20 protein-coding genes are annotated in these 25,955 nt (G+C 73.1%); 13 read left to right on the top strand and 7 right to left on the bottom strand.

Annotated elements, in window-relative coordinates; genetic code table 11:
* Positions 1 to 54: 54 nt before the first annotated feature.
* Positions 55 to 624: a YcbK family protein gene (locus P1K89_RS25795; RefSeq protein ID WP_284619406.1), complete on the bottom strand. Its 570-nt coding sequence runs from the start codon at positions 622 to 624 to the stop codon at positions 55 to 57.
* A 69-nt stretch (positions 625 to 693) separates the two neighbouring features.
* Positions 694 to 2,298 carry a L,D-transpeptidase family protein gene (locus P1K89_RS25790; protein ID WP_284619405.1) on the bottom strand — a complete coding sequence of 535 codons (1,605 nt, stop codon included), beginning with the start codon at positions 2,296 to 2,298 and terminating at the stop codon, positions 694 to 696.
* Positions 2,299 to 2,492: 194 nt separating this feature from the next.
* Here P1K89_RS25790 and P1K89_RS25785 point away from each other — a divergent pair, with 194 nt between their 5' ends.
* From P1K89_RS25785 to mdeB, 4 genes are read left to right on the top strand one after another with little or no spacing between them, the layout of a single operon-like run.
* Complete coding sequence (locus tag P1K89_RS25785) at positions 2,493 to 4,844, top strand: TonB-dependent siderophore receptor (RefSeq protein WP_284619404.1); 2,352 nt, start codon at positions 2,493 to 2,495, stop codon at positions 4,842 to 4,844.
* Complete coding sequence (locus tag P1K89_RS25780) at positions 4,841 to 5,428, top strand: YfiR family protein (RefSeq protein ID WP_284619403.1); 588 nt, start codon at positions 4,841 to 4,843, stop codon at positions 5,426 to 5,428. Before P1K89_RS25785 ends, P1K89_RS25780 begins: the two co-directional genes overlap by 4 nt.
* Positions 5,419 to 8,256 (top strand): response regulator, encoded by a 2,838-nt coding sequence (locus tag P1K89_RS25775; protein WP_284619402.1) that lies wholly within the window; start codon positions 5,419 to 5,421, stop codon positions 8,254 to 8,256. The genes P1K89_RS25780 and P1K89_RS25775 overlap by 10 nt, the downstream gene beginning before the upstream one ends.
* A 48-nt stretch (positions 8,257 to 8,304) precedes the next feature.
* Positions 8,305 to 10,992 (top strand): alpha-ketoglutarate dehydrogenase, encoded by a 2,688-nt coding sequence (gene mdeB, locus P1K89_RS25770; protein ID WP_439898035.1) that lies wholly within the window; start codon positions 8,305 to 8,307, stop codon positions 10,990 to 10,992.
* A gap of 10 nt (positions 10,993 to 11,002) precedes the next feature.
* Here mdeB and P1K89_RS25765 read toward each other — a convergent pair whose 3' ends face one another.
* The 3 genes from P1K89_RS25765 to P1K89_RS25755 form a co-directional block, all read right to left on the bottom strand.
* On the bottom strand, positions 11,003 to 12,808 hold the full coding sequence (locus P1K89_RS25765) for a tetratricopeptide repeat protein (protein WP_284619401.1): 1,806 nt from the start codon (positions 12,806 to 12,808) through the stop codon (positions 11,003 to 11,005).
* A 102-nt stretch (positions 12,809 to 12,910) separates the two neighbouring features.
* Positions 12,911 to 16,393 (bottom strand): CHAT domain-containing protein, encoded by a 3,483-nt coding sequence (locus P1K89_RS25760; protein ID WP_284619400.1) that lies wholly within the window; start codon positions 16,391 to 16,393, stop codon positions 12,911 to 12,913.
* On the bottom strand, positions 16,390 to 17,511 hold the full coding sequence (locus P1K89_RS25755) for a ComEC/Rec2 family competence protein (protein ID WP_284619399.1): 1,122 nt from the start codon (positions 17,509 to 17,511) through the stop codon (positions 16,390 to 16,392). Before P1K89_RS25755 ends, P1K89_RS25760 begins: the two co-directional genes overlap by 4 nt.
* 149 nt (positions 17,512 to 17,660) lie before the next feature.
* Between P1K89_RS25755 and P1K89_RS25750 the strand changes: the two genes are divergently transcribed.
* From P1K89_RS25750 to P1K89_RS25715, 8 genes are read left to right on the top strand one after another with little or no spacing between them, the layout of a single operon-like run.
* Positions 17,661 to 18,047 carry a hypothetical protein gene (locus P1K89_RS25750; RefSeq protein ID WP_284619398.1) on the top strand — a complete coding sequence of 129 codons (387 nt, stop codon included), beginning with the start codon at positions 17,661 to 17,663 and terminating at the stop codon, positions 18,045 to 18,047.
* On the top strand, positions 18,040 to 18,540 hold the full coding sequence (locus P1K89_RS25745) for a GNAT family N-acetyltransferase (protein ID WP_284619397.1): 501 nt from the start codon (positions 18,040 to 18,042) through the stop codon (positions 18,538 to 18,540). The genes P1K89_RS25750 and P1K89_RS25745 overlap by 8 nt, the downstream gene beginning before the upstream one ends.
* Before the next feature lie 55 nt (positions 18,541 to 18,595).
* On the top strand, positions 18,596 to 19,714 hold the full coding sequence (locus P1K89_RS25740) for an MlaE family ABC transporter permease (protein WP_284619396.1): 1,119 nt from the start codon (positions 18,596 to 18,598) through the stop codon (positions 19,712 to 19,714).
* A complete protein-coding gene (locus tag P1K89_RS25735) occupies positions 19,711 to 20,493 on the top strand; it encodes an ABC transporter ATP-binding protein (protein ID WP_284619395.1) in 783 nt (260 codons plus the stop codon). The genes P1K89_RS25740 and P1K89_RS25735 overlap by 4 nt, the downstream gene beginning before the upstream one ends.
* Positions 20,483 to 21,472 (top strand): MlaD family protein, encoded by a 990-nt coding sequence (locus P1K89_RS25730; RefSeq protein ID WP_284619394.1) that lies wholly within the window; start codon positions 20,483 to 20,485, stop codon positions 21,470 to 21,472. The genes P1K89_RS25735 and P1K89_RS25730 overlap by 11 nt, the downstream gene beginning before the upstream one ends.
* On the top strand, positions 21,469 to 22,119 hold the full coding sequence (locus P1K89_RS25725; RefSeq protein WP_284619393.1) for an ABC-type transport auxiliary lipoprotein family protein: 651 nt from the start codon (positions 21,469 to 21,471) through the stop codon (positions 22,117 to 22,119). Before P1K89_RS25730 ends, P1K89_RS25725 begins: the two co-directional genes overlap by 4 nt.
* Positions 22,116 to 22,601 (top strand): DUF456 domain-containing protein, encoded by a 486-nt coding sequence (locus P1K89_RS25720; RefSeq protein WP_284619392.1) that lies wholly within the window; start codon positions 22,116 to 22,118, stop codon positions 22,599 to 22,601. The genes P1K89_RS25725 and P1K89_RS25720 overlap by 4 nt, the downstream gene beginning before the upstream one ends.
* Positions 22,602 to 22,625: 24 nt before the next feature.
* Positions 22,626 to 23,108: a GNAT family N-acetyltransferase gene (locus P1K89_RS25715; RefSeq protein ID WP_284619391.1), complete on the top strand. Its 483-nt coding sequence runs from the start codon at positions 22,626 to 22,628 to the stop codon at positions 23,106 to 23,108.
* A 3-nt stretch (positions 23,109 to 23,111) separates the two neighbouring features.
* Here P1K89_RS25715 and P1K89_RS25710 read toward each other — a convergent pair whose 3' ends face one another.
* Together P1K89_RS25710 and P1K89_RS25705 are read right to left on the bottom strand one after the other, a co-directional pair.
* A complete protein-coding gene (locus P1K89_RS25710) occupies positions 23,112 to 24,431 on the bottom strand; it encodes a HipA domain-containing protein (protein WP_284619390.1) in 1,320 nt (439 codons plus the stop codon).
* A 281-nt stretch (positions 24,432 to 24,712) separates the two neighbouring features.
* Positions 24,713 to 25,411, bottom strand: a complete 699-nt coding sequence (locus tag P1K89_RS25705) for a hypothetical protein (protein WP_284619389.1) — start codon at positions 25,409 to 25,411, stop codon at positions 24,713 to 24,715.
* A gap of 127 nt (positions 25,412 to 25,538) precedes the next feature.
* Between P1K89_RS25705 and P1K89_RS25700 the strand changes: the two genes are divergently transcribed.
* Entirely contained in the window at positions 25,539 to 25,955 is a 417-nt protein-coding gene (locus P1K89_RS25700) for a hypothetical protein (protein ID WP_284619388.1), read from the top strand.

Raw genomic sequence — 25,955 nt, 5'->3', positions numbered from 1 at the left:
GACCCGCGACTCTACGCTGCGATGACGCCGCCCCGGCGCCACGCTTTCGACTGGTCACCAAGCGCGCAAGGGGCCGGTATCCATGTGCACGAACGCGTCGCGCGGGTAGTAGCCCACGCCGCCGCCGCGCAGCTCGAGCGCCGCATCGCGCAGGTCGGCCAGCTTGACGCCGCGCAGGCGCACGTCGATCGCGCGGCCGTCCATGTGCAGGCTGCGGCGCGCCACGCCGCCGCCGCCCGATTGGCGCAGCCGCTCGTTGGTGGCGGCGCAGCGGTAGCCGGAGATCACTTCGAAGGGCGCGGCCGAGCCGACGAGGCCGCGCACGCGGTGCAGCATGTCGAACAGCCGCGGGTCGATGCGGCCGACCTCGCCGGTGTAGTGGTCGCGCAGGAACCGGTTCAGCGCGGACAGCGCATCGGGCAGCAGATCGGCGCCGACGGCGAAGACCAGGCTGATGCGTTCGCCGGTGTGGGTGTGCACGAAGTCGAGCGTGCGCGCGCCGGCCGGGGCGGGCACTGCCGCACGGGTGGCGCCGGCAGCGCCCAGGCCGGCCAGCGCGGCAGCGCCGGCCACCGTGGTGCGGTGCATGAAGCGTCGGCGGGCGGGATCGAGGGGAGAGGTCACGATGGTCGGCGCGGGAAGGTGGAGCGAGGAGCGGGCAGCGTGCAGCGGGATCGGGCGGCGGTGCGGTGATCAGGGTCCGGCCTCGGCGGTCGAGGCCCGCTGCAGCGCGGCGTCCAGCCTGCGGTCATGACCATACACGTCGTCGAAGAAGTGCATGCGACCCTGTTTCACCAGCGCGGTTCCGTAGGCGATGAGCACCGGCAGCGGCTGCGCGAGTACCACCGTGCGCGACGTCTCGCTCGCCATCGCGTCGCGGATGGCCGCGGCATCCCAGCCGGGCAGGCCGTGCAGCACGAAGGCGGCGAGCGCCACCGGGTCCTCCACGCGGATGCAGCCGTGGCTGAAATCGCGCCGCTCGCGGGCGAAGAGGCCGGTGGCCGGCGTGTGGTGCAGGTAGATGGCGTCCCGGTTCGGGAATACGAACTTGATGGCGCCGAGCGCATTGCGCGGCCCCGGGCGCTGGCGCAAGCGCCAGCTGCCCGCGGCCACCGCGGCCAGCCGCTCGGGCGTGGGCACGCGCTCGACCACGCCACCCGGCCCGACGAACTCGAAGCCTTCGCGATCCAGGTAACCCGGGTCGGCACGCAGCCGCGGCACCAGCTCGGCGCGGGCGATCGACAGCGGCACGTTCCAGGCGGGACCGAACTCGACCTGCCGCATCGGCTCGTCGAACACCGGTGTCTCGTGGCGCATCGCGCGCCCCACGACCACCCGCATCTCGTGCCGCAGCACGATGCGCCCGTCCTGCACCTCGTAGGCCCGCAGGCGGAACTCCGGGATGTTGACGACGACCATGCGCGGCGCCTGCAGCAGCGGCGTCCAGCGCAGGCGTTCCAGCGACAGCTCGATCTGCCGCACCCGCTGCGCCGGCGGCACCTCGAGCTGCCGCCGCGTCGCCGGGCCGAGCACGCCGTCCTCGGCGAGGCCGTGCCGGGCCTGGAAGGCGCGCAGCGCCGCGACGAGCACCTCGTCCTCCGGCGGACCGATCGGGGCGGGCGGCTCGGGCGGCAGGTCACCCAGCGCCCGAAGGCGTTGGACCAGCACCGCGCGCGCGGGCGCCGGCAGCGCGGCGAGCGCCTCCGCAGGGCTCGCGCCGCGCGACACCGGTGTCGTTCGGGCCGCCAGCGCGGGCATGGGGGTCCGCCATGCCGGATCGGCCACCAGGGCCCGATACCGGCCGAGCATGGCGCGCAACTGCGCGTACTGCGGCAAGGCCGGCACCGCGGCGGCCACCGCGGCGTCGAGGCTGCCTGCAGCCATCGCCTGCCGCAGCGCCTGCGCCGGGTCGAACGGCGGCCGGCGCGTCGCGTCAAAGTCGTGGTGCACCTGGCGCGGATCGATCCGGCCCTGGTGCAGGTGCAGCAGGTAACGCATCAACGACGCGTCGAGGCGATCGGCCAGCGCCGCCGCGGCCGGCTCGTCGAGCGGCTGCAGCGCGGCGTTGCGCACCGCCGCGGCCAGCACGTCGGCGCCGTAGTCCGCGGGCACCAGCCCGTGCTCGGCCGCTCGCGACAGCAGCAGCACGGCCTGCGCGGCCAGCGCCGTCGGCCGGCCGGCCTGCATCCAGGGCGGCGCGGCGGCAGGGACGCTCGCTGCGGCGGCAGCCCGGCCCAGGCCGCAGCCCAGGGTGAAACGCAGGCCACCGCCGATGAGGTGTCGTCGGGAGATCGTCATTCGTCGTGCCCGCAGTATCGGCACCCGGCCGGACAGTGAACTTGATGGCGGGCAAGCGCGCGCGGAACGCCGGCCGACGGCGGCGCGAACGGATCGACGGCGCCGGCGACGAGACGATCACCCGTTTGACGTCCCACACCTCCCCGCCCAGGCCGCCGGTTAAAGTCGCCCGAGAAGCGCTGTTGGGGACGGGCATGGGAACCGGAGCCGATCGAAACGCCAGGCGTGGCGCGGCCTTCGCCGCGGCGGGCCTCGCACTCGCCGCGCTGGCCGCCGATGGCGCGCGCGCGCAGACCGCGCCCGTCGCGGACATGGACATCACCGAGCTGGTGACCGTCCGCCTGTCGCCGTTCGACGTGGCCGCGCACCTCGACCGCGGCTACCGCGCCTCCAATGCCGTCTCGGGCTCGCGCTTCGATGCGCCGATCCGCGAGCTGCCGTTCGCCATCCAGGCCTTCACCGGAACCTTCATCGAGGACCAGAAGCCGATCGCGCTCTTCGATGTCGCGCGTTATGCCCCCGGCGTGACCTACCGCAGCAACGACTTCAACGAGGGCAACGCCAACCTCGCGATCCGCGGCTTCGCCGTCAGCTCGACCCCCGGCGCCACCCAGGTGCTGCGCGATGGCTTCGGCGGCCCGTCCATCCTCGACCTGAGCAACGTCGCCCGCGTCGAGGTGGTGAAGGGCCCGTCCTCCTTCCTCTACGGTCAGGTGGCGCCCGGGGGCATCGTCAACGTCATCAGCAAGTCGCCGCAGCGCCGCTTCGGCGCCAGCGGCGAGGCCGGCTACGGCTCCCATGGCCGCTACCGCGTGCTGGCCGACGTCACCGGCCCGGTGAGCGACAGCCTGTCGCTGCGCCTGACCGGTTCGCACGAGCAGGACCTGCACTACTGGAAGCCCTACGACGCGCACTCGCGCAACATCGCGCCCTCGCTGCTGTGGCAGCCCAGCTCCGGCGTCAGCGTCGCGCTGAAATACGAGCGCTTCCACAAGCTCGAGTCGCCGCAGGTCATGCAGAAGCCCGGCTACGGGCGCCAGGCCGGCCTCGTGCCGACGGCCACCGACCCCAACCGCCAGGGTGTCGAGGTGCCCGGGCTGCCGGACGACTGGAACAGCATGTCCGACATCGACTTCCGCCGCAGCGACACCGAGGCCATCAGCGCCTGGGTGGACGTCGAGGCGTCGCGCCACTGGAACCTGCGGCTGAGCCATGCACGCCAGCGCTACACCATCGACGCGCTCGCCTCGGGCAACCTCGGGATGTCGGACAACACGACGCTGCTGCAGGGCCGGCGCCTGCGGCGGCAGACCTACATCAACCACGGCGAGACCCTGGCGGCCGATGCAGTCGGCCGTTATCAGCTGGATGGCATGAGCCTGCGGCTGCTGGTCGGCGCGCAGCACGTGCGACGCCGCTTCGACAACCGCGCGGGCCAGGCGCCCAACGATCCGGCGCTCGGCAGCAACCCCATCGGTTCACCGCTGCCCCTGTGGGACCTGGCGAACCCGTCGACCTGGAACCGGACGGTGCACATCCCGCTGTCGGCGCTGACCGCCAATGCCGCCGACCGCAGCACCCGCGGCAGCGACCGCTCCGTGCATGCCGGCAGCACCTTCGGCTTCCTCGACGACCGGCTGCTGCTGCTGGCCGGCTGGCGCGTGACCTCGACACGCAACGACCTGGAAGACCGGCTGGCGCAGCGCCACGACCGCATCGAGGCACGCCGCACGACGCCCCAGTACGGTGTGCTGTACCGGATCAACCGCGGGCTGTCCGTGTATGGCTCCTACGCCGAGTCCTTCGTTCCGGGCACCCAGGTGCTCGCGCGGCCGGACGGCACGTCGGCGCCGGCCGCGCCGAGCCGGGGCCGCGGCTGGGACGCCGGCTTCAAGGCCGAGCTGCTGGACGGGCGCATCTCCGGCACGCTCGGCCTCTTCGACCTGCGCAACACCGGCATCGTCAACGACGTGGCGCAGACCGCCGCGAACGGGGCGGTGGTCATCACCAGCGTGCAGAGCGGTGAACAGCGCTCGCGCGGCGTGGAGCTGGACACCACCTTCACGGTATCGCCGAACTGGCAGGTCTACGCCTCCTACGCCTACACCGATGCCCGCATCACGGAGTTCAGCGGCAACGATGCCGCGGTGCTCGCGCAGGACCCGGCCACGCTGGACCCGGCGGGCCGGGTGAACTACAAGAATGCGCTGCTGCTGCACGGCGCCCGCCTGCAGATGAGCGCGCCGCACGTGGCCAACCTGTGGACGCGCTACGACGTCGCCGGCCGCGACGCCGGCGGCCTGTTCGTCGCCGGGGGCGCGAACATCGTGCGCGATCAGACCCTGCTGCCCGACGGCCCGGCGTCCTCGCGCCAGAGCTACACGCTGCTCAATGCGATGGCGGGCTGTTCGTGGTGGCTCTCCGGCGGACGCCGACTCACCGTCGATCTCAGCGGCCGCAACCTCGGCGCGGCGCGCTACCGGCCGTCCCAGTCCACCCGCGCCCGCCCGCGCGAATGGCTGCTGTCGCTCAGGGTCGACCTGTGAGATTCGCCCCGGCGTCGGTCCGCGCGTGGCTCGCCGCGGGTCTGCTGCTGGGCGGCCTCGCGCTCGTCGCGCCGCCCGGCCGGGCCCAGGACACCGGCGCCGCCACGCTGGCCAGCCTGGAGTCCGCCTTCCTGCGCAACTTCGCGCGGTACGTCACCTGGCCGAGCGCCGCGTTCGCCAGCGAGCGCGCGCCCTGGCGGGTCTGCGTGCTGGGCGCCGAGCACCTGGACGACACGCTCGAGAAGACCCTGCAGTCGCGCACCGAGCAGGGCCGGTCGTTCGCGGTGATCCGCGGGGTGGCGGCACAGCAGCTGCCCACGTGCCAGATCGCCTACATCGGCTACCGCAACGCGGCCACCCGCAGCGCGGCGCTGGCCGAGCTGAAGCGGCAACCGGTGCTGACGGTGGGCGACGCGCCCGAATTCCTGAACGAAGGCGGCATCATCCGCCTGCGCCCGGGCGAGCGCCTGGAGATGAGCATCAACCTCGACCAGGCGCGGGCCGCCTCGCTGACGATCCCGACCAAGATGCTGGAGGTGTCGCGCGACGTGGTCGAGAACGGGACGCTGCGGCGATGGCGCTGAAGCTGGCACCGGCACGATCGGTCCGCAGCCTGCTGGTGCTGGCCCTGGTGGCATCGGCCATCCTGGCCTTCGCGGCGGCCGGCGGTGCATTGCTGCTCTACGAGCGCTGGACGCTCGAGGACCGCGTGCAGGCCATGGCGCAGCCGTATGCGCGGCTGGTGTCGGTCGGCGCCGAGGCCGCCGTCGCCTTCGCGGACGTCACGCGGGCCCAGGAGATCCTGCAGTCGCTGCGCCGCGATCCGCAGGTGCTCGAGGCGAGCATCGTGCTCGCCGATGGGCGGCTGCTGGCGCGTTATGCCGCAGGGGCCTCGCCGCAGGCGCTGCCGCCGGCGGCCACCGACGGCACCGACGCCGGCGCGGCGCTCGCGATCGCGCGCGGCACCGCGCGCCTGTCGCACCCGTTGAACGACGGTGCCCGCCTGCTGCTGACGATGGACCTGTCGGAACTGCAGCGCCGCACGCGCGACACGCTGCTGGTGTATGCCGCCGGCACCGTCGTGCTGCTGGTCGTGGTGGCGCTCGGGCTGCTGCTGATCCTGCAGCGCACGATCACCGGTCCGGTCGCCACGCTGGCGCAGGCGGTCGATCGCGTGCGCACCGCGCCCGACGACGGGCAACGCGTTCCGGTCGCCGGCGCCGACGAGCTGGCCCGGCTGGCCCAGGCCATCAACGCGATGATGGCCACGATCCAGGACCGGGAGGCCGAGCTGCGCCGGCTGACGATCATGCAACGCACCATCCTCGACAACGTCGGCTCCGGCATCGTCTCCACCTCGCCGACGGGGGTGATCACCAGCTTCAACCCGGCCGCCGAGCGCCTGCTGGGTCGCGCGGCAGCGGACGTCATCGGCGCGCCGGCGGCGGCCGACTGGATCGACGCCACCGAGCTCGCCGACCGCGCCCGCGAACTCTCGACGCAGCTGGGCGAACCGGTGGCCGCCTCCTTCGACGCGCTGACCGCGCTGCCGCGCCGCGACGGCGCAGAGGAGCGCGACTGGACCTTCGTGCGGCCCGACGGCACGCGCGTGCCGGTGCACCTGTCGGTCAGCGCGATGCACGGCGAGCCCGGCGCCCTCAAGGGCTTCGTCGCCGTGGCGCACGACCTCACCGATCGCAAGCACGCCGAAGAATCGCTGCGGCGGCACAAGGACGAACTGGAGGCCATCGTCGAGCAGCGCACCGCGGAACTGCGATCGGCCCGCGATGCCGCCGATGCCGCCAACCGGGCCAAGAGCGCCTTCCTCGCCAACATGAGCCACGAGATCCGCACGCCGATGAACGCCATCCTGGGCATGTCGGCGCTGGCCCTGGACTCGGAGCTCGCGCCGCGGCAGCGCAACTACGTCGCCAAGGCCCACGCCGCGGCCGAATCCCTGCTGGGCATCATCAACGACATCCTCGACTTCTCGAAGATCGAGGCCGGCAAGCTGGCGCTGGAGCTCACGCCGTTCAGCCTGCAGCAGGCGCTCGATGGCGTCGTCGACCTGCTCGCCCCGCAGGCCGAGCGGGCGGGTCTGGAACTGGTGCTCGCGGTGCCGCCGGGCCTGCCGGCGAGCCTGGTCGGCGACCCCGGCCGCCTGCGCCAGGTGCTGATGAACCTGTGCCACAACGCCATCAAGTTCACGCCGCAGGGCGAGGTGGTGCTGGAGATCCAGGAAGTGCAGGCGCGCGGCGCCACGGCGCGGCTGCAGTTCGAGGTGCGCGACACCGGCATCGGCATGAACGACGAAGAACAGCGGCGCCTGTTCCAGCCGTTCTCGCAGGCCGATGTCTCCACCAGCCGCCGCTACGGCGGCACCGGCCTGGGCCTGGCCATCAGCCGCCAGCTGGTGCAGCTGATGGGCGGGGAGCTGCAGCTGGACAGCATGAGCGGCGTCGGCAGCCGCTTCCGCTTCACGCTCGAGTTCGCGCTGCCGCCCGCGGCCGCGCCCGTGGCGGCCGCGGTGCGCCGGGCGCCCACCCAGGGCGTGCGCGCGCTGGTCGTCGACGACAACGCCTGCGCCCGCAAGACGATTGCCGACATGTGCAGCGCACTGGGCATGGACACCGACACCACCGCCGACGGGCAGACGGCCTGTCGCCGCGCCACCGGGGCCGATGCGGCCGACGAGCCCTACCAGCTGGTGCTGCTCGACTGGACCCTGCCCGGCATGGACGGGCCGCAATGCGCGCGAGCGTTGGCCGCTCACCCATGGCGGCATCCGGCCCCGCTGGTGCTGATGATGGCCGCCATGCCGGCCGACGATGCGCGCACGCAGCTGGCCGCGCTCGACGTGCACGTGAGCGCGCTGCTGGGCAAGCCGCTCACCCCGTGGGCGCTCGACGAGGCGGTCGACGGCGCGCTCCGCCCGGCCGCGACGGCGCCGCCAGCCGCCGCGGCCCACGCGCAGGCCGCGCCCGGCTGGCAGCAGGACCATCCCGCGCTGAAGGGCGCGCGCGTCCTGCTGGTCGAGGACAACGAGATCAACCAGGAGCTGGCGGTCGAGCTCCTGCGCCGCGCCGGCGTGCTGGTCAGCGTCGCCGGCGACGGCCAGCAGGCGCTCGACATGCTGGCGCAGGACCGCTTCGACGCCGTGCTGATGGATTGCGAGATGCCTGTCCTGGACGGTTACGCCACCACGCAGGCGCTGCGCCAGCGGCCGTCGCTGATCGCCCTGCCGGTGATCGCGATGACCGCGCATGCGCTGGTCAGCCAGCGCGAGCAGGCCATCGCGGCGGGCATGAACGACCACATCACCAAGCCGATCCGGGTCGACGAGATGCTCGGCACGCTGGCGCGCTGGGTGCGGCCGCAGGGGGATGGCGGCAGCCCGCCGACCCTCGGCTGAGGAGACCCGGCCATGAACGACTTCCCGATGAAGCGACACCCCGGCACGATGACCGACCACGACAGCGACCACCGCAACGACAGCGACCCCCAGGAAAGCGCCGAGTGGCGCGACGCGCTCGCCTCGCTGCTGGCGTCCGCCGGCCCCGGGCGCGTGCGCGAGATCCTCGACCTGCTGGCCGCCGAAGGGCGGCATCCGAGGATCGGCTGGCAGCCGGCGCCCGGCACGCCCTACCTCAATACCATCGCCGCCGAGCGCCAGCCGCCGTTTCCCGGCGACCTCGCCATCGAGGAGCGGCTCGCGTCGCTGATGCGCTGGAACGCGCTGGCGATGGTGGTGCGCGCGAACCAGGCCTACGGCGAACTGGGCGGTCACATTGCGAGTTATGCCAGCGCGGCCGACCTGTTCGAGGTCGGCTTCAACCACTTCTTCCGCGGCGGCCCGGCGCGCGACAGCGACCTCGTCTTCTACCAGCCGCATTCGGCGCCGGGCGTCTACGCGCGGGCCTTCCTCGAGGGCCGGCTCGGCGAGCACGACCTGGCGCACTATCGGCAGGAGATCGCGGCGAAGCGCTCCGGCGCGCGCGGGCTGTCGAGTTATCCGCATCCCTGGCTGATGCCCGACTTCTGGCAGTTCCCGACCGGCTCGATGGGGCTGGGCCCGATCAGCTCGATCTACCAGGCGCGCTTCATGCGCTACCTGAAGCACCGCGGGCTGCTGGACACCTCGTCCCGCACCGTGTGGGGCGTGTTCGGCGACGGCGAGATGGACGAGCCCGAGAGCATGAGCGCGCTGACGCTGGCCGCGCGCGAGAAGCTCGACAACCTGGTGTGGGTCGTCAACTGCAACCTGCAGCGGCTGGACGGCCCGGTGCGCGGCAACGGCCGCATCGTCGACGAGCTGGAAGCGCTGTTCGCCGGCGCCGGCTGGCGCGTGATCAAGCTGGTCTGGGGCTCGGACTGGGACGGCCTCTTCGCCCGCGACACCGAAGGCGCGCTGGCGCGGGCCTTCGCGAAGACCGTCGACGGCCAGTTCCAGACCTTCGCCGCCAAGGACGGCCGCTACAACCGCGAGCACTTCTTCGGTCAGGACCCAGGACTCGCCGCGCTGGCGCAGGGGCTGACCGACGAGCAGATCGACCGACTGAAGCGCGGCGGCCACGACCTGGTGAAGATCCACGCCGCGTACCACGCCGCGCTGCACACCACCGGCCGGCCGACGGTGATCCTGGCGCAGACCAAGAAGGGCTACGGCATGGGCCATGCCGGCCAGGGCCGCATGACGACGCACCAGCAGAAGAAGCTCGAGCGCGACGACCTGATCGCCTTCCGCAACCGCTTCGCGCTGCCGCTGAGCGACGAGCAGGCAGCGAGCCTCGAGTTCTTCAAGCCCGCCGAACACAGCCCCGAGATGCGCTACCTGCACGCGCGCCGCGCCGCGCTGGGCGGCTTCGTGCCGGCCCGCCGCTCGGACGCCGCGCCGCTGCCGGTGCCGCCGCTGGCGCGCTACGCCGAGTTCGCGACCGCCGCCGACGGCAAGGAGATGAGCACGACGATGGCCTTCGTGCGCCTGCTCGGCGGCCTGCTGAAGGACCCCGCGCTCGGCCCGCGCATCGTGCCCATCGTCGCCGACGAGGCACGCACCTTCGGCATGGCCAACCTGTTCAAGCAGATCGGCATCTACTCGTTCAATGGCCAGGCCTACGAGCCCGAGGACATCGGCTCGGTGCTGAGCTACCGCGAGGCGATCGACGGCCAGATCCTCGAGGAAGGCATCAGCGAGGCCGGCGCGATCAGCAGCTGGACCGCCGCGGCCACCAGCCATTCGGTGCATGGCCTGGCGATGCTGCCGTTCTACATCTACTACTCGATGTTCGGCTTCCAGCGCGTCGGCGATCTGATCTGGGCCGCGGCCGACCAGCGTTCGCGCGGCTTCCTGCTCGGCGCCACCGCGGGCCGCACCACCCTGGGCGGCGAAGGGCTGCAGCACCAGGACGGCGCCAGCCTGCTGCAGGCCTCGACGGTGCCGAACTGCCGCGCCTACGACCCCTGCTTCGCGGGCGAGCTGGCGGTGATCCTCGACCACGGCATGCGCGCGATGCTGGAGCGGCAGGAGGACGTCTTCTACTACGTCACGCTGATGAACGAGAATTACCCGCAGCCGTCGCTGCCGGCGGGGGTCGAGACCGACATCGTTCGCGGCCTGTACCGCTTCGCGACGCACGCGCCGGCCGCGGCGCCGGTCGGGCGCGTCCGGCTGCTCGGCAGCGGCACGATCCTGCGCGAGGTGATCGCCGCGGCCGAATTGCTGGCGTCCGAATGGCGCGTCCAGGCCGAGGTCTGGAGCGCCACCAGCTTCAGCGAACTGGCCCGCGAGGCGCGCGAGGTCGAGCGCTGGAACCGGCTGCATCCGGCCGAGCCGCCGCGCAGCAGCCACCTCGCGCGCTGCCTGGCCGGCAGCGAGCCGGTGATCGCCGCCAGCGACTACGTGCGCGCCTGGCCCCAGCTGGCCGGCGCGCACGTCGATGCACCCTTCACCGCGCTGGGCACCGACGGCTTCGGCCGCAGCGACACACGCGCCGAGCTGCGCCGCTTCTTCGAGGTCGACCGCGGCCAGGTCGTGCTGGCCGCGCTGAGCGCGCTGCGGGCGCAGGGCCGCGTCGATGCGGCGGCCTGCGCGCGGGCGATCGAGCGCTTCGGCATCGATGCCGAGGCGCCGTCGCCCTGGAGCGTCTGACCAGCCCCGCCTACAGCCGCGCCAGCGACGGCCCCTCCTTGGCGCCGAACCACGTGCGCGCATAGGCCGCGCGCGCGGCGCGCTCGGCGGCCGCATCGCCGCGGCGCTTCTCCACCTCGACCAGCGCCGCCAGCGCCCAGCCGTTGTTGCGCACGCGGCCGAGCGCGTCGCGCAGCACATCGCGCGCCTCGTCGAGCCGGCCCTGGCGCAGCCGCAGCGCGCCGAGCGACTGGCGCACCGGGAAGTACCAGTAGGGCGGCTCGGTGTAGCTCAGCGAGTCCTCCGCCGCGATCGCCGCCTCGTAGCTGCGGGCCGCGGCATCGAGGTCGCCGCGCGCGTCGGCCAGCCGCGCCTGGGCCACGTGCAGCGCGGTCTGCAGGATCGCCGGCGCCGGCACGCCGTAGGCCTCGAAGGGCTTGAAGTCGGCGTTCTTGCTCAAGCCCGCCAGCGCGTCGATCTCGCGCTGGGCGCCCACGAAGTCCTTCGCCGCGGCCAGCGCGACGGCACGCGCGTAGAAGTACATCGCCCGCGGCAGCAGCAGCGATTCGTCCGGCGCCGGCAGCGCGAGCACGGTCTTCGCGTCGCTGAACTGCGCATGCGCGGTGAAGGGCGCGGCCTTGATCGGCTGCATGATCGCGAAGGCCTTCACCACGTCCACCGGCATCGCCGCGTCCAGCTTGGCGGCGGCGTCAAGCGCGGTGCGCGCGTCGCCGCCCATCTGCGACGACACCATCACGAAGTGCAGGTTGTGCGGGTAGTAGGCCGACTTGTACAGCGGGTCCGACGGCGAGGTCCTGAAATAGCGCTCGTCGACCCGCACCGCCCGCTGGTTCGATTGCAGCGACTCCTTGTACATGCCGAGCCGGAAGTAGATGTGCGCCGGCATGTGCACCATGTGGCCGGCGCCGGGCGACAGCGCCTCGAGCCGGCGCGCGGGCGCCAGCGCCTTCTCCGGCTGCGTCGAGGCCTCGACGGCATGGATGTACAGGTGGATCGCGCCCGGATGCACCGGGTTGCGCTTGAGCACGCGCTCCAGCAGGTCCAGCATCGCCGCGCCGCGGCCTTTCGGATTCGCGCCGCCGGCTTCCCAGTAGTCCCAGGGCTGGGTGTCCATCGCGGCTTCGGCGGCCAGCGTGAGGATCGTGTCGTCGGCCGGGAAGCGCGCGGCGATCGCCGCCATCGCGTCGGCATAACGCGCATCCAGCGCGGCCCGGTCGGCCGACGCATCGGGCGAGTAGCGCGTCTCCAGCGCCTCGATCAACGCACGTTCGCGGTCGCTGGCGCGCTCCTTCAGCGCGCTGGCCCTGGCGAGCGCCGCCACGGCCGGCGCATTGGCCTCCGGCATCATCGGCACGTTGATGTTGGGGCCCAGCACCAGCGCCTCGCCCCAGAAGCACATCGCGCAGTCGGGGTCGAGCTTCTGCGCGGCCTGGAACGCGCGCTGCGCCTCCGCGTGGTTGAAGCCGAAGGCCAGGCGCAGGCCCTGGTCGAAGTAGGCCTGGGCGCGCGGCACCGAGGTGCGCACCTTGTAGCCCAGGCGGCCGAGGTCGCGGTAGAGCGGCACCTTGGCCGCGGTGGCGGTCGGCGCGGAGGGTGTGGTACTGACGGCCACCAGCGAACGCAGCAGCGCCGGCGGCCCCGAAACCACCGGGCCGCAGGTGCGGGCCGCGGGCCCCGCGGCGAACAGCGGATCGAAGGCCGGTTTCCGAGCCTCGGACCGCCACGACGCACCGGCAGCCGCCAGGCCGCCGAGTGTCACCAGGACGCCGGCCGCGACGACGAGCCGGCGCGGCGTGATTCGACGATGCAGGGACATGGGCACTCCTTCTCGAACAGCTTCGAAGGCGCGGGCGGGTCCGCCCGCTGACAGGTCAGTCGCGCCAGACGGCGCGTTCCTGACAGGGCTGCGGCGGCATGGTCACACCCATTCGTAGCGCTCCAGCCGTCCGGCCTGGTTCAGCACGACCCGCGGCCCGAGGGCGCGCAGGGTCTGCAGCAGCTGCGGCGGCTCGATGCCGGTCAGCGCGTTCAGCGTCGCCAGCGTGCAGGGGCCGGAGCGCAGCGCGCGCTCGACTAGGCGCCGGCGCGCCAGGTCCACCGCGGCGTCGATGCTCAGGAAGGCCTGGCCGCGCCGGCCGGCAGGGCGCGCGGCAGCTTCGAGCAGGCGGCGCACGCCCAGCGGCGTCAGCGTCGGCAGCAGCGACCAGGCCAGCACCGCCGCGGCCACCGCGTGCAGGGCCGCGAAGCTGCTGCCGCGCAGCGGCACCGGCGCGCCGGGCTGCGCCGGGTCGGCCCCCATCGGCCGCCGCAGCGCGCCGGCCAGCGGCGTGTTGTCGAGGTCGTCGTCCATGAAGAGGTCCGGCTTGCCCAGCCGCGCCGACCAGCTGGCGTAGCGCCGCACCACGCCCTCGCCGCTGGCCGCGCCGATCTGCAGCACCGGGCTGTAGGCCCCCGGCACCGGCGCGGTCGACGCCCCCGCGCCCTCGTTGCCGCCGGCGCCGATCAGGAGGCTGCGGTGCGCCATGCCGCGCAGCAGGTGGGCCTGGTAGTCCGAGCGCTGGAAGGCCGGCAGCTCGCCCACCGGCACTTCCTGGCCGTAGTCCAGCAGCACCACGTCGGGCCGGCTGCGGAACAGCCGCTCCAGCCAAGCCAGCACCTGCGACTCGGCGATGCTGCCGTCGTCGTCGAAGGGCATCGGCTCGTCGACGACCATCGCCAGCGCGCCTTCGGCGAGCCCGTCGGAGACCACGCGGCCGGCGACGCCGTGGCTGATGGCGGTCTGCGTCAGCGCCGCCGCGGTCTCGGCCGGGCCGATCAGGTGCGGGCCGGCCACCGCGATGCGCAAGGGCCGCTCGCCGCGCCGCCAGCGCTGCGCCGGCCGCGCGTTCATCTGCGCCGGCAGCGTCGGCGGCACGATCTGCTGCACCTCGCGCTCCAGGTCGATCACGCCGCCGCGCTGGCGGATCACGCGGCGCTCGAGCTCTTCCCACAGCTCGGCGCGCGCACCCAGGCGCATCCACTGGCGCGACAGGAAGTCCTCGCCGTAGCGCAGCAGCCCCGGCAGGCTGCGGCGGATCCAGCGCCAGGTGTCGCTCCAGGTCAGGTGCGCCAGGCGCAGCTCGAACAGCTCGTCGCGATCGAGCTCGACGAAGCCGCGCAGCGAATGCGGCGCCACCAGCGCGACGCGGATCAGCCCGCGCCGGTCGACCAGCAGCTGCAGCGCGGCCACCGATGCGCGGCGCATCGCCTCGAGGTGCTCGATCAGCCGCACGATGACCGCGATGTCGACGCTGCCGGCGAGCTGGCGCGCGAGGCGCTCGAAGCGCTGCTCGAAGCTCGCGCGGGCGGCATCGTCGCCGGCGCGGCGGGCCAGCCCGGCCATCGCGTCGTCGGGCGCCGAGACATCCAGCAGCACCTGCCCGAGCGCGTCGGCGAGCTGGCCCTGCAGCCGGCGCGGCAGCCCGGCCAGGCGTTCGGCCAGCTGCGCCAGGCCATCGCCGAGGCCGTGCTGCGGATCGCCGTCGTCGTGCTCGCCCGGCCACTCGGCATCCTCCAGCATCAGCTGCACGCGCGCCAGCAGCACCTCCAGGTCCTGCTCGATGCGCGGCGCGTCGGCCTCGCCGCGGCGGCGCACGATCAGCTCGCGCAGCCACAGCCCGACGGCCGCGCGCAGCAGGCCGCGCTGCAGCACGTCGATCTGGCCGACCTCGTCGATGGCGATGACGCAGCGCCAGCGCGCCAGCTCGCCGACCAGGCGTTCCCACCATTCCAGCGCGGTCCATTCGGGCTGCCGCGCGGGCCGCGCGCCGGCGCGCGCCAGCAGCTCCTCGACGAAGCCGGCCATCTTCAGCACCAGGCCATCGGCCGGCAGCGCGAACAGCGCGTCGACGTCCGGCCCCTGCGCGCTCTCGGCGGCGGTGCAGGCTTCGTCCAGCGCCGGCGCGATCGTGCGCGCATGCACGCACAGCACGATGCCGATCTCCGGCGGCAGCTCCTCGATCGCGCGCTCGACCAGCGTCGATTTGCCGGTGCCGGTGGGTCCGGTGATCGCGACCACCCGCTCGCGTGCGCTGCCGCCGAGGATCTCGACCACCTGGCGCAGCGCGAGGTCGCGCGCCAGGAAGCGGCCGCCCTGCGTGCGCAGGCCCAGCTTCAGCTCGATGCGCCGGGGCGCCTCGACCGGCTGCGCCACCGCGCCGCGCGGCAGCAGCGGGCCGGGCTCCTCGCCGCCGACGAAGAGCACCGGCACCGACCAGTCGAGCAGCAGCGAGCCGTGGCGCGGATCGCCGTGCACCGCGCCGCGCGCGATGCGCAGCGCATCGACCACCGAGTAGCCCGATGCCAGGCCCTGGTAGAGGTAGCGGGTGAAGACGCGCTCCGTGGTCAGCGGCAGCACCGCCTGCATGCCGATGACGATCGGGCAGGCGCCCTGCACGCAGCGGTCGGCCAGGCTCAGCAGGTCGCGCCAGCCGACCGCCGTGTCCTTGCCGAAGGCCAGCGGATCGTCGCGGGCGCGCGCGGTCTCGCAGCCGGCGAAGATCGCCAGCCGCAGGTCCGGGCACAGCCGCAGCAGCTCGACCAGGCGCTGGCTCTCGACCTCCAGCGCGTGGCCGCCGTCGTCCTCGAGGATCAGCTCGTCGGGCAGCGCATGGCCGACGTAGTGGAAGACGTGGTAGCCGCGCGGCCGCGACGCGATGCGCCGGCGCAGCCGGTCGATCGTCGGCCGGTCCTCGACGTCGACCTCGAGCAGCCCCGCGCGCTGCAGCGGCGCCAGCTCGGCGAGCAGGCTGCGCTTGACCTCGAAGACGTCGAACTCGTGCCCGCCCTCCTGGTCGGCGGAAAACCGCGGGCTCGACAGCACCAGCAGCAGGTGCAGCGGCGGGCGCACCGTGCGCGGCCGCGACGAATAGCTGCGTCCGCGCGCCTGGCGCACCACCTGCACGTCCGGCGCCAGCGCCAGGAAACGCGGCTGCTGCGGCGTCGGCGGCGCGATCGGGTCCGGCAGCAGCTCCCACGGCAGCGCCGCGAGGTGCGGCGACGCCAGCACGCGGAACAGGATCTTGCGGCGCCGGTCGGCGGCGATGCCGCGCGTGGCCTGGAACAGCTGCACCACCATCTCGTCGCCGAAGACCAGCGTCCTCAGGTGCGCGGCGAGCTCCGGCGCCGGCTCGGGCTCGGCGAAGGCGATCGCGTCGGCATAGTCCCAGACGAGGTCGAGCAGCTCGTCGAGCGCGGGCAGCGCCGGATCGCGCCGCGGAATGCCGTGCACGAAGCCGGCGCTGGACTGCGCGGACAGCCACGGCAGGCCCTCGGGGCCGAGGCTGATCATGACGTCGAAGGGCTCGAACTCGCTGCCGCCCGCGCCATCGCCGTCGTCGGGGGCGTTCGGCACGACGCTCATCGCAGCTCCAGCGTCAGGCCTTCGCCGGCGCGACCCGCGGCCGCGTTCTTCGGCGGGTAGACCACCGACCAGCCGCCGGCCGCCGCGCCGTCCTGCAGGCGCTCCGTCGTCTCGCTGCGGTAGTTGCAGTGGAATGCCGCGCGCTTGCCCGCGGGCATGCAGCGCGCGACCAGCTCGGCCGTCTGCACGTCGGGGTGACCGAACACCGCGCCGTTGGTCGAGACCAGCCAGCGGTCGCAATCCACGCGCGACAGCCAGTCGATGTTGACGTTGCCCATGCTGCCGTGGTGCGGCAGCTTCACCGCATCGAGCTTCAGCCGCGACACGCCGCGTTCGGCGCAAAGCCGCGCGAGGTTCGCGGCCAGCGTGCGCGCATGCGCGTCGGCAGCCAGCAGCACGGCCTGGCCGTGCACTTCGAGCAGCAGCGAGATGCTCGAACCGTTGGCCGGCGCGCGGTCGTCGCCGTAGGCGCGCGCGGCGAACACCGCCGGACCGGTCGGCGGCCGGTACTCGCGGCGCTCGAGCAGGCGGCGCTTCGCTTCTTCGGCGTCGCCGGGGGTGAAGTCGCGGATCGCCGCGCTCCAGCGCGCGCGCAGCCGCCGCAGGTCCGGCGGGTTCGGCCCCAGCAGCGTCAAGCGTGCGCCGCCGGCCAGCTCGACCACCGGCAGCGGCGGCACCGGCGCCGTGGTGTCGGCCGGCGGGGGTGGCACGACCACCGCCTTGCGATCGAAGCGCTTGTTCAGGGTCTGCGCCAGTGCCGCATCGAGGCCGATCAGCGCGCCGAGGAACTCCCCCTGCAGCGGCGCGAAGTCGTCGCGCGCATGCGCCGGCAGGTGCGCCCAGGTGTTGAACCACACCTCGCCGATCTGCAGCTGCAGCCGCGCCCGGTCCTGCAGCAGGATCAGCGCGCCGTCGATGTGGTCGGCATCGATGTGGCTGACGACGACCAGCTCGAACCGGCGCTGCGCGGGCTTCAGCTTCTCCAGCCGCGCCTGCAGCGCCGGGTAGGTGTGCGCCGGGCCGGCGTCGATCAACAGCCGGCGCCGGCCACGCGCCGGACCGTATTCGATCCACAGCGCGTCGCCGTGCGCGGCGGGCAGCAGCGTGAGGCTGAGCATGGTGTCGGCGCCCGGCCCCGTGGGCGAGGCCGGTCACCGGCGCGAAGTGCAGCGCGAAACCCGCGCGGCGTCAATCGCCAGTTTGTCGGCGGACCTTCAAGCGGCCCGCCGCACGCGCAGTAAGCTCGTGGCCATCAGCAGGAGTCCCCATGGCCCGCCACCGCTACCGCCGCAAGCCCGGCACCCCCGTCATCGCCATTCAGCTGAAGCTCGACATGCCCGGCTTCAGCTACTTCAAGTGGAAACGCGACCAGCGCTGCAAGGCCGGCGACTGGCTGGTCGACAACGACGGCGACGTCTACACCGTCGATGCCGACACCTTCGCGAAGACCTACCGCGAGCAGCAGCGCGGTTCCTACGTGAAGACCGGCTGCGTCTGGGCCGAAGAAGCCACCGAGGACGGCCAGGTCGCGACCAAGGAAGGGCACACCGCGTACGCGAAGGGCGACTTCCTGGTCTCGAACAACGAGGACGGCAGCGACGCCTACGCGATCGAGGCGGCGAAGTTCGGGCAGCTGTACGAGCGGGATGAGTGAAGCGCTGCAGTGCCGCCGGGCGCTCGCCGAGGACTACCCCGCGCTGGCGCAACTGCTGGAGCTGTACCAGTACGACCTGTGCGAACTCTGGCCGCAGGAGATGGATCCGCAGGGCCGCTATGGCTACAACCTGTCGCGCCACCGGCTCGGTGAACGATTCCATGCGCACATCGCGTTCGACGGCCCGCAGCCCGTCGGCTTCGCGCTCGTCGCGCCGGCCCTGGTGACGCGCCAGGAGGGCGCCTGGATGGAGCAGTTCTTCATCCACCGGCGCTGGCGGCGCAGCGGCGCGGGGCGGCGGCTGGCCGAACACGTCTTCCGCAGCCATCCGGGCTGCTGGGAAGTGGGCCAGGTCCCGGGCAACGTCGCGGCGCGGGCCTTCTGGCGCCGCGTGATCGGCGAGCTGACCGCCGGCGCGTTCGTCGAGCTGGAGGTCACCGAAGGCTGGTGGCACGGCACGGTGCAGCAGTTCGAGATCCCCGCCACCGCCTGAATGTCGTGCGCACGCGCTTCGGGCCCGGCGCCGCAATGCGCTCCAATACGCCCCCATGCCTGCCGCTGACCGCGACACCCCGAACCCCCCGCTGCTGACGCTGACCACCGATGAACGCGGCCGCGTGCTGTGCCTGTCCGGCGCGTGGCGGCTGGCGCGCCTGGTGGCGATCGAGGCCGCGCTGCGCGAGGTGCAGGAACCGCCGGCGGCGGTCGACGGCAGCGCGCTGACCGAGCTCGACAGCGCCGCGGCGCTGGTGCTGCTGCGCGCGCTGGGCGAGACGCCGCCGCGCTTCGAAGGTTTCGCGCCGGCGCACGAGCGCATCCTGGCGCCGCTGCGTGCGCGCACCGTGCCGCCGCCGGCACGCCCGGCGCGGCGGTCGAATCCGCTGTCGCGCTTCGGGCACCACGGCGCGGAGGTCGGTACGCTGCTGCTCGGGCACCTGCAGTTCTTCGGCCGCGTGGTGCTGGCCTTCGGCGAGCTGCTGCGGGCGCCGCGCCGGCTGCGCATGCGCGAGCTGGTGGTGCAGATCGAACAGTCCGGCCTGGACGCGGTGCCGGTCGTGATGCTGGTCAGCGCGCTGATCGGGCTGGTCTTCACCTACCTGCTCGGGCTGCAGGCCGAGAAGTACGGCGCGCACATCTTCGTCGTCGATGGTGTCGGCATCGGCGCGACGCGCGAGCTGGTGCCGATCATCGTGGCGGTGATCGTCGCCGGCCGCTCCGGCGCCGCGTTCGCCGCGCAGCTGGGGGCGATGCGGCTGGCCGAGGAGATCGATGCGATCCGCACGCTCGGCTTGTCACCCGACCAGGTGCTGGTGATGCCGCGCGTGCTGGCGCTGATGTTCGTGCTGCCGCTGCTGGTGTTCGTCGGCGACGCCGCGGCGATCGCCGGCTCGATGGCCATCGCGCGGCCGATGCTCGACCTCGGGCCGACGGCCTTCCTGGCGCGCCTGCGCGAGGCGCTGGAGCTGCGCCATGTGCTGATCGGCCTGGGCAAGGCGCCGCTGTTCGCGCTGGCGATCGCGCTGATCGGCACGCGCATGGGCATGACGGTGGGGCGCGATACGCGTGCGGTGGGTCTGGCGACGACCTCGACCGTGGTGCAGGCGATCGTCGCAGTGATCGTGATCGACGCCATCGCGGCGGTCGTGCTGCAGGGGCTGGACCTGTGAACACCACCACCGAGGGGCCTGTGATCGAGGTCGACGGCATCGTCAGCGCCTTCGGTGCGCAGCGCGTGCACGACGGCGTCAGCTTCACCGTGCAGCGCGGCACGCTGGTCGCGCTGATCGGCGGCAGCGGCACCGGCAAGTCGGTGCTGCTGCGCGAAATGATCGGCCTGCACCGGCCGACCGCCGGCCGCATCCGGCTGCTGGGCACCGACATGTGGGCGTCGACCGAAGCCGAACGCGATGCGGTGCGACAGCGCTTCGGCATGCTGTTCCAGGACGGCGCGCTGTTCTCGTCGCTGACGATCGCGCAGAACGTCGCGGTGCCGCTGCACGAGCACACCACGTTGTCGCAGGCCACCATCGACGCGCTGGTCGCGCTGCGGCTGGAGCAGGCCGGGCTGCCGCCCGATGCCGCGGCCAAGCGGCCGAGCGAGATCTCCGGCGGCATGCGCAAGCGCGCCGCGATCGCCCGCGCGATCGCGCTGGAGCCCGAGATCCTGTTCCTCGACGAGCCGACCTCGGGCCTCGACCCCATCACCGCGCGCGGCTTCGACCGCCTGGTGCGCTCGCTGGTCGACGACCTCGGGCTGACGGTGTTCCTGGTCACGCACGACCTCGACACGCTGCTGGGCGTCGTCGAGCGGCTGATCGTGCTGGCGCGCGGCCAGGTGATCGCCGATGGCCGCGTCGCGGACGTGATGGCGGTCGACGACCCGTGGATCCGCGACTACTTCTCGGTTCGTAGGATGATCGGCGCAGGAGAGAGCAATGGAAGCTGAAGCGCGCTACACCTGGGTGGGTGCGGCGGTGTTGCTGCTGGTGGCCGCGCTGGTCGGCACGCTGGTGTGGCTGCGCAACGTGGGTGCGCAGCGCGACTTCACGCACTACACCATCCACTTCGAGCACCAGTCGCTCGAAGGCTTGCAGATCGGCGCCGACGTCGAGCTGCGCGGCATCAAGGTCGGCCGGGTCGAGGACTACGCGCTGGCCGACAACACCGACAACCGCGTCAGCGTCGACATCCGCATCCATCGCAAGGCGCCGGTGCGCAGCAACACCGTCGCGATCGTTTCGCGCAACCTGCTGACCGGCATCGCCTGGATCTCGCTGGTCAATGCCGACCCGCAGGGCGCGCCGCTGACCGAGGTGCCGCCGGGCGAGCGTTACCCGGTGATCGCCGAAGGCCGCTCGAACCTCGAGGAGATCACCGGCCGCGTCAATCAGGTCGGCGAGATGGCCAGCCAGGTGCTGGCCAACCTGAACCAGCTGCTGCAGGCCGATAACCGCGACGCGTTGATGGGCACCGTGCGCAACCTGCGCACCCTGACCGCCGGTCTGAACGGCCGGCTGCAGACGCTGGACGGCACGCTGCAGCAGGTGGGCAAGGCGGCGGGCGAGGTCGGCGGCGCGGCCGAACGCATCGGCGGCGTCAGCGAACGCATCGCCTCAGTCGCCGAACGCGGCGGCGCGCGGCTGGACACGACGCTGGTCGAGGTCGAACGCACGCTGGCCGAAGCGCGCCAGGCCCTGGCGCAGCTGGCCAAGGCCACCGACGGCCTGCAGCAGCAGACGGTGGCCACCGCGAAGCGGCTGGAAGCCGTCGCCGCGAATGCCGACGACCGCCTCGAATCCACCGCCGCCGAGCTGCGCGTCTCGATCGATGCGGCCACCCGCGTGCTCGAACGCCTGCACGAGCCCCGCGCCGCGCTGCTCGGGCCGGCGAAGCGCCAACTCGGTCCTGGAGAAAGCCTGAAGTGAGCCCCACCCGCCGTTCGTTGTTCGCGCTGCTGCCGCTGCTGCCGGCCTGCCTGCCTGCCTGCGTGTCGGTCGACATCGGCCAGGATGCGCCCGCGCATGCCTACCATGGCCTGCACGACGAAGGCTCGCGTCCCGTCGAGCGCCGCACGAAGCCGCTGGTGCCGGCGCTGCTGATCCAGGCGCTGCCGGGCGATGCGCTGGCCGAGACCGCGTCGATCGCCTACTCGCCGAAGCCGCACCAGTTCGCCTACTACCAGCTGGCCTCGTGGACCGAACGCCCGGTGCGCCAGGTGCCGCGGCTGCTGCAGCGCCGGCTGGAGGCGCGCCTGGTGGCCGGCGCGGTCGGCGTGCTCGGCGACCCGCTGCGCGCCGACTGGCTGCTGGCGCTGACGATCGACGCGCTGTACCACGATGTGAGCGTCAGCCCCGGTCGCGCGAAGGTGATGCTGGGCGCCGAGCTGATCGACCGCCGCCAGCGCCAGCGCATCGCCAAGCGCCGCTTCGACGCCGACGTGGCGGTCGAACGCGGCGACTCGGCGGCCGCCGCGCAGGCGCTGTCGCAGGCGCTGGGCCAGGCCTTCGATGCGCTGCTGCCGTGGCTCGAAGCGGCGCTGCCGGCCTCGGCGGAAGGGCCGGCGACCTCATGAGCATGGACGTGCTCTGGTGGATTCTCAGCGTCGCGCTGATCGCGCTCGGCGTGGCCGGCACGGTGCTGCCGGCGCTGCCCGGCACCTTGTTCGTGCTCGCCGGCATCGTGCTCGGCGCCTGGATCGACGGCTTCACGCGCGTCGGCTGGCCGAGCGTGACGGTGGTCGCGGTGCTGGCCGTGGTCGCCTGGGTGCTCGACTACGTGGCCGGCCTGATGGGCGCGAAGAAGGCGGGCGCGAGCAAGCTCGCGCTGCTCGGGGCGGCGATCGGCACGGTGGCCGGCCTGCTGATGGGGCTGGTCGGCGTGTTCTTCATGCCGCTGGTCGGCGCGGCGATCGGCGAATACCTGGCGCAGAAGGACCACGGCCGCGCGGTGAAGGTCGGGGTCGCCACCTGGGTCGGCATCATGCTGGGCATGATCGCCAAGGTGGTGATCGCCTTCATGATGATCGGCGTGTTCATCGTCGCGCTGCTCGTCTGACGGCCCTGAAGGAGGAAACGAACGATGCCCGAGACCACCCGCACCGTGAGCCTGCGCGAAATCACCGCCGACACCGTCATCCCGGTGTGCAAGCTGACCGCCGAGCCGCCCGGCTTCGTCGCGCCCAACGCGATCTCGATCGCGCAGGCGCACTTCCATCCCAACGCCTGGTTCCGCGCGATCTATGCCGACGAGGAACTGGTCGGCTTCGTGATGATCGACGACAGCGCGCTGCTGCCCGAGCCGCCGGCCGAGCCCGAGGTCGGGCTGTGGCGGCTGATGGTCGACGCGAAGCACAAGCGCCACGGCTATGGCCGCGCGGCGCTGCGCCTGGTGATCGAGCACGTGCGGCGCACGCACCCGACGCTGGAGCGCTTCTACACCTCCTGCGTGCCGGGCCCCGGCACGCCGCGGCCGTTCTACGAATCGCTCGGCTTCGTCTTCACCGGCGACGTCGACAACGGCGAGGAGGTGCTGGCGCTGGACCTGCACCAGCCCGCGCGTTGACGCTCAGGCGTCCAGGCGGCGCTCCATCGTCGCGGCGACCGCGCGCAAGGCCTTCGACACGCGCGGATGCGCGGCCAGCCGCTGCCAGAACGCCTGCGCGACCGGACGCGCCGGTCCCGCCGCGCTGACGGCATCGGGCTCGAACGGCGCGTAGTCCGCGGCACCACCGGCCAGCGCGTCCGGGCGCCAGCGCATCGGCAGCATGTCGTAGAGCGGCGCCAGCGTGAAGGACGGATCGGCCAGGACATCGCGCTCGACGTACAGGCTCAGGTTGCCCCCGTGCATGTCGGTGTTGCCGATCAGGCGCCCGAACGCGAACAAGGCCCGTGCGCGCGCGGCGTCCTCGGCCGAGAGCCGGCCCTGCGCGGCCAGCGCTTCGCAACTGGACGCCCAGCCGCCATACGGACCACCGAGCAAGCCCTCGTGCACCGCCGCGACGGCCACCGCATGGCGGCGGCCGGTGGTGCCGACACGGTCGAAGCGCGGCGACAGCAGGTAGCTGCGCCGCGCCGATTCCACGAGGCGGGCGGCCGCGACCGGCACGCCGTGCCCTGCGAGCACCGTCGCCGCCAGCGTCTCGGCGTGCAGCAGGTCATGCCAGCGCTCGCCGAAGGGCGTGCCGCGCTGCGGCGTGAACTTGACGACCAGCGCGGTGCCGTCGTGGTCGCGCACCAGGAACTTCGGCTGCTCGCCGCCGGCCGACGAGCCCGCGGGCAGCGTGCGCGCGACGTCCTCGGCCAGCGCGTCCAGGGCCGGGGCCGCGTGCGCCGGCTCGGCCGGCAGGCGGTGGTGCGCCGCGGTGTCACCGGCACTGTCGCCGAGCACGATCGCACCCGGCGCGTCGTGCAGCTGCAGCGCGGCGAAGAGCTGCATCTCCAGCGTCCAGCGCTCGGGATTCGCCTCGAGGCCCGCGGGCGCCAGGCGCTGCGCGAGCAGGCGGCCGAGGAAGCCCTGGGGCCGCAGCGGCGCCAAGTACCACGGCAGCCGATCGTGCTGCAGGTCGTCGAGCAGCTCGCCGCCGACGTGCAGCCGGCGACCGTCGCCCAGCAGGCTCAGCGTACCCAGGCGATGCGGCACGCCGCTGGCATCGATCCACCACAGCGGCTGCTGCGCCGGGCGGCCCAGCATCGGCCGCGCCAGCCCGTAGCGGGTGCGCCGGCCGCGGCCAAGCGGCAGCACCTGCGACGACAGCCCGGCCAGCAGCCGCGACAGCGTCGGCTGGCTCTTGCCCAGCGCCGCCTGCAGCTCGGCCGAGCTGGCGACGCCGCCCCGCGCCTGCAGTTCGGCGAGTACCGCCAGGCGGTCGGACTCGAGAAGATTCATGAATGGATGTTCGGCACCTTCTTCACCTGTTGGCAGCCGACATCCATGAATGGTATATGAATGGTTTTTGAATAGATCGATCTATCGCACGCCAGTCCAAGCGGCCGCCGCGGAACCGGCTCTGCCGGGCCGCTGGGGGCCTTGCAGGCCGCGTCGGGCCTTGCGGCCCGACCGCTCGCCAGGCGTGGAAGCTGCGCTTCCACGTCCGGGCTCGCCCCCCTTGAGGGGGAGAGGCCGAAGGCCGAGGGGGCCTCGCCGAAGGCGCTCCGGGGGTGGGCCAATCACTGGGCTGCGAAGCAGTACAGCAGCCCGTCGCCGCCGGTGCCCTTCAGCGCCGGCAGGCTGCAGCCGCCGCGCGACTGGTGCGACGAGTTCCACGAGGTCGCCCACGGGTCGCCGGTCGGGCCGATCTTGTCGTGGTGGCCGACCATCACCGCACCCTCGGCGCCGCTGCGCGTCCAGTTGCCGCAGGTCATGTCGGGGTCGTTGGGCGAGAACGCGTTGCCGTCGCTGCGCGAGCCGGTCAGGATGTCGTGCCGGTTCGGCGTGTCGCCGCGGCCGCTGACCACCTCGCCCTTCTCGTTCAGCGCGGTCGCCTTGGCGATGTTGTTCGATGCGCTGTGCAGGTGCTCGACGTCGCGCGCGATCAGCTCGCCCTTCTTGTTGTACCAAGGCCCCTTGCCGATGCGGTCGCGCGCGTTGACGGTGGCCGCGCCGTCCCTGGCCTGCGTGCTGAGGTAGGCGCGCCAGGTCTGGCCGCCGGCGCCTGCCGCCGCCGCGAGCGACTGGCAGTGCTGGTCGGCGCCCGTCAGCCCGCCGAGGTTCGCACCGTTGCCGGTGCCGGTGCTGGTGACGAAGAAGCTGAACGGACCGGAGCCGCCGCCGCTGCCGCCGCCGGCCATGCCGGCACAGGCGACGATGCCGAACGGGACGGCCAGGACAAGAACCGACGACAGGGTCACGCGCAAACCTCGGGCCATGGATCACTCCTTGTGGTGGGTGGGGAGAAGGACGAGTGAGCGGTGTACGCGAGCGCGGGCCCATTTCTTCCGAAGACCCCGTTGCCGGCGTAGCATCGGCGCCCCGCAGCCCGATTCCCCTGTCCCGATGTCCGTGCGCCCGGTCTTCCTGTTCCTGCCTGTGCTCGCCGCTGCCCTCGCCGCGGCGTTGTCCGGCTGCGGTTCGTCCCCCTCGGCGTCCGACAGCGCGCCGGCGAAGCCGTCGGCCCCCGCGCTCTACACCCGCTCGTTGACCGGCGCGGCCGCGGCGGCGGCGGTGGCTGCCGCGATGGACGACGCCGACCTGCGCCGGCTCGGCGCGGTGATCGAAAAACCCCAGGGCGGCCCCGGCCGCTGGACCGGCGCGCGCGGCCACGACTTCGTCGTCACCCCCGTCAGCAGCTTCGCCGGCGACCACGGCACCTGCGGCGAATTCCTGGTCGACGCCACACGCAACGGCGCCACCGAACGCTGGCGCGCCAGCGCCTGCCAGCAGGCCGACCGGCGCTGGCAGGTGCTGCGCTGA

Origin of the sequence: Aquabacterium humicola (assembly GCF_030167915.1) — a bacterium.
In the GTDB taxonomy this organism is placed as follows: Bacteria; Pseudomonadota; Gammaproteobacteria; order Burkholderiales; family Burkholderiaceae_C; genus Pseudaquabacterium; species Pseudaquabacterium humicola.
Note: the sequence above shows the minus strand (reverse complement) of the source record. Positions and strands in the feature narration are given on the sequence as shown.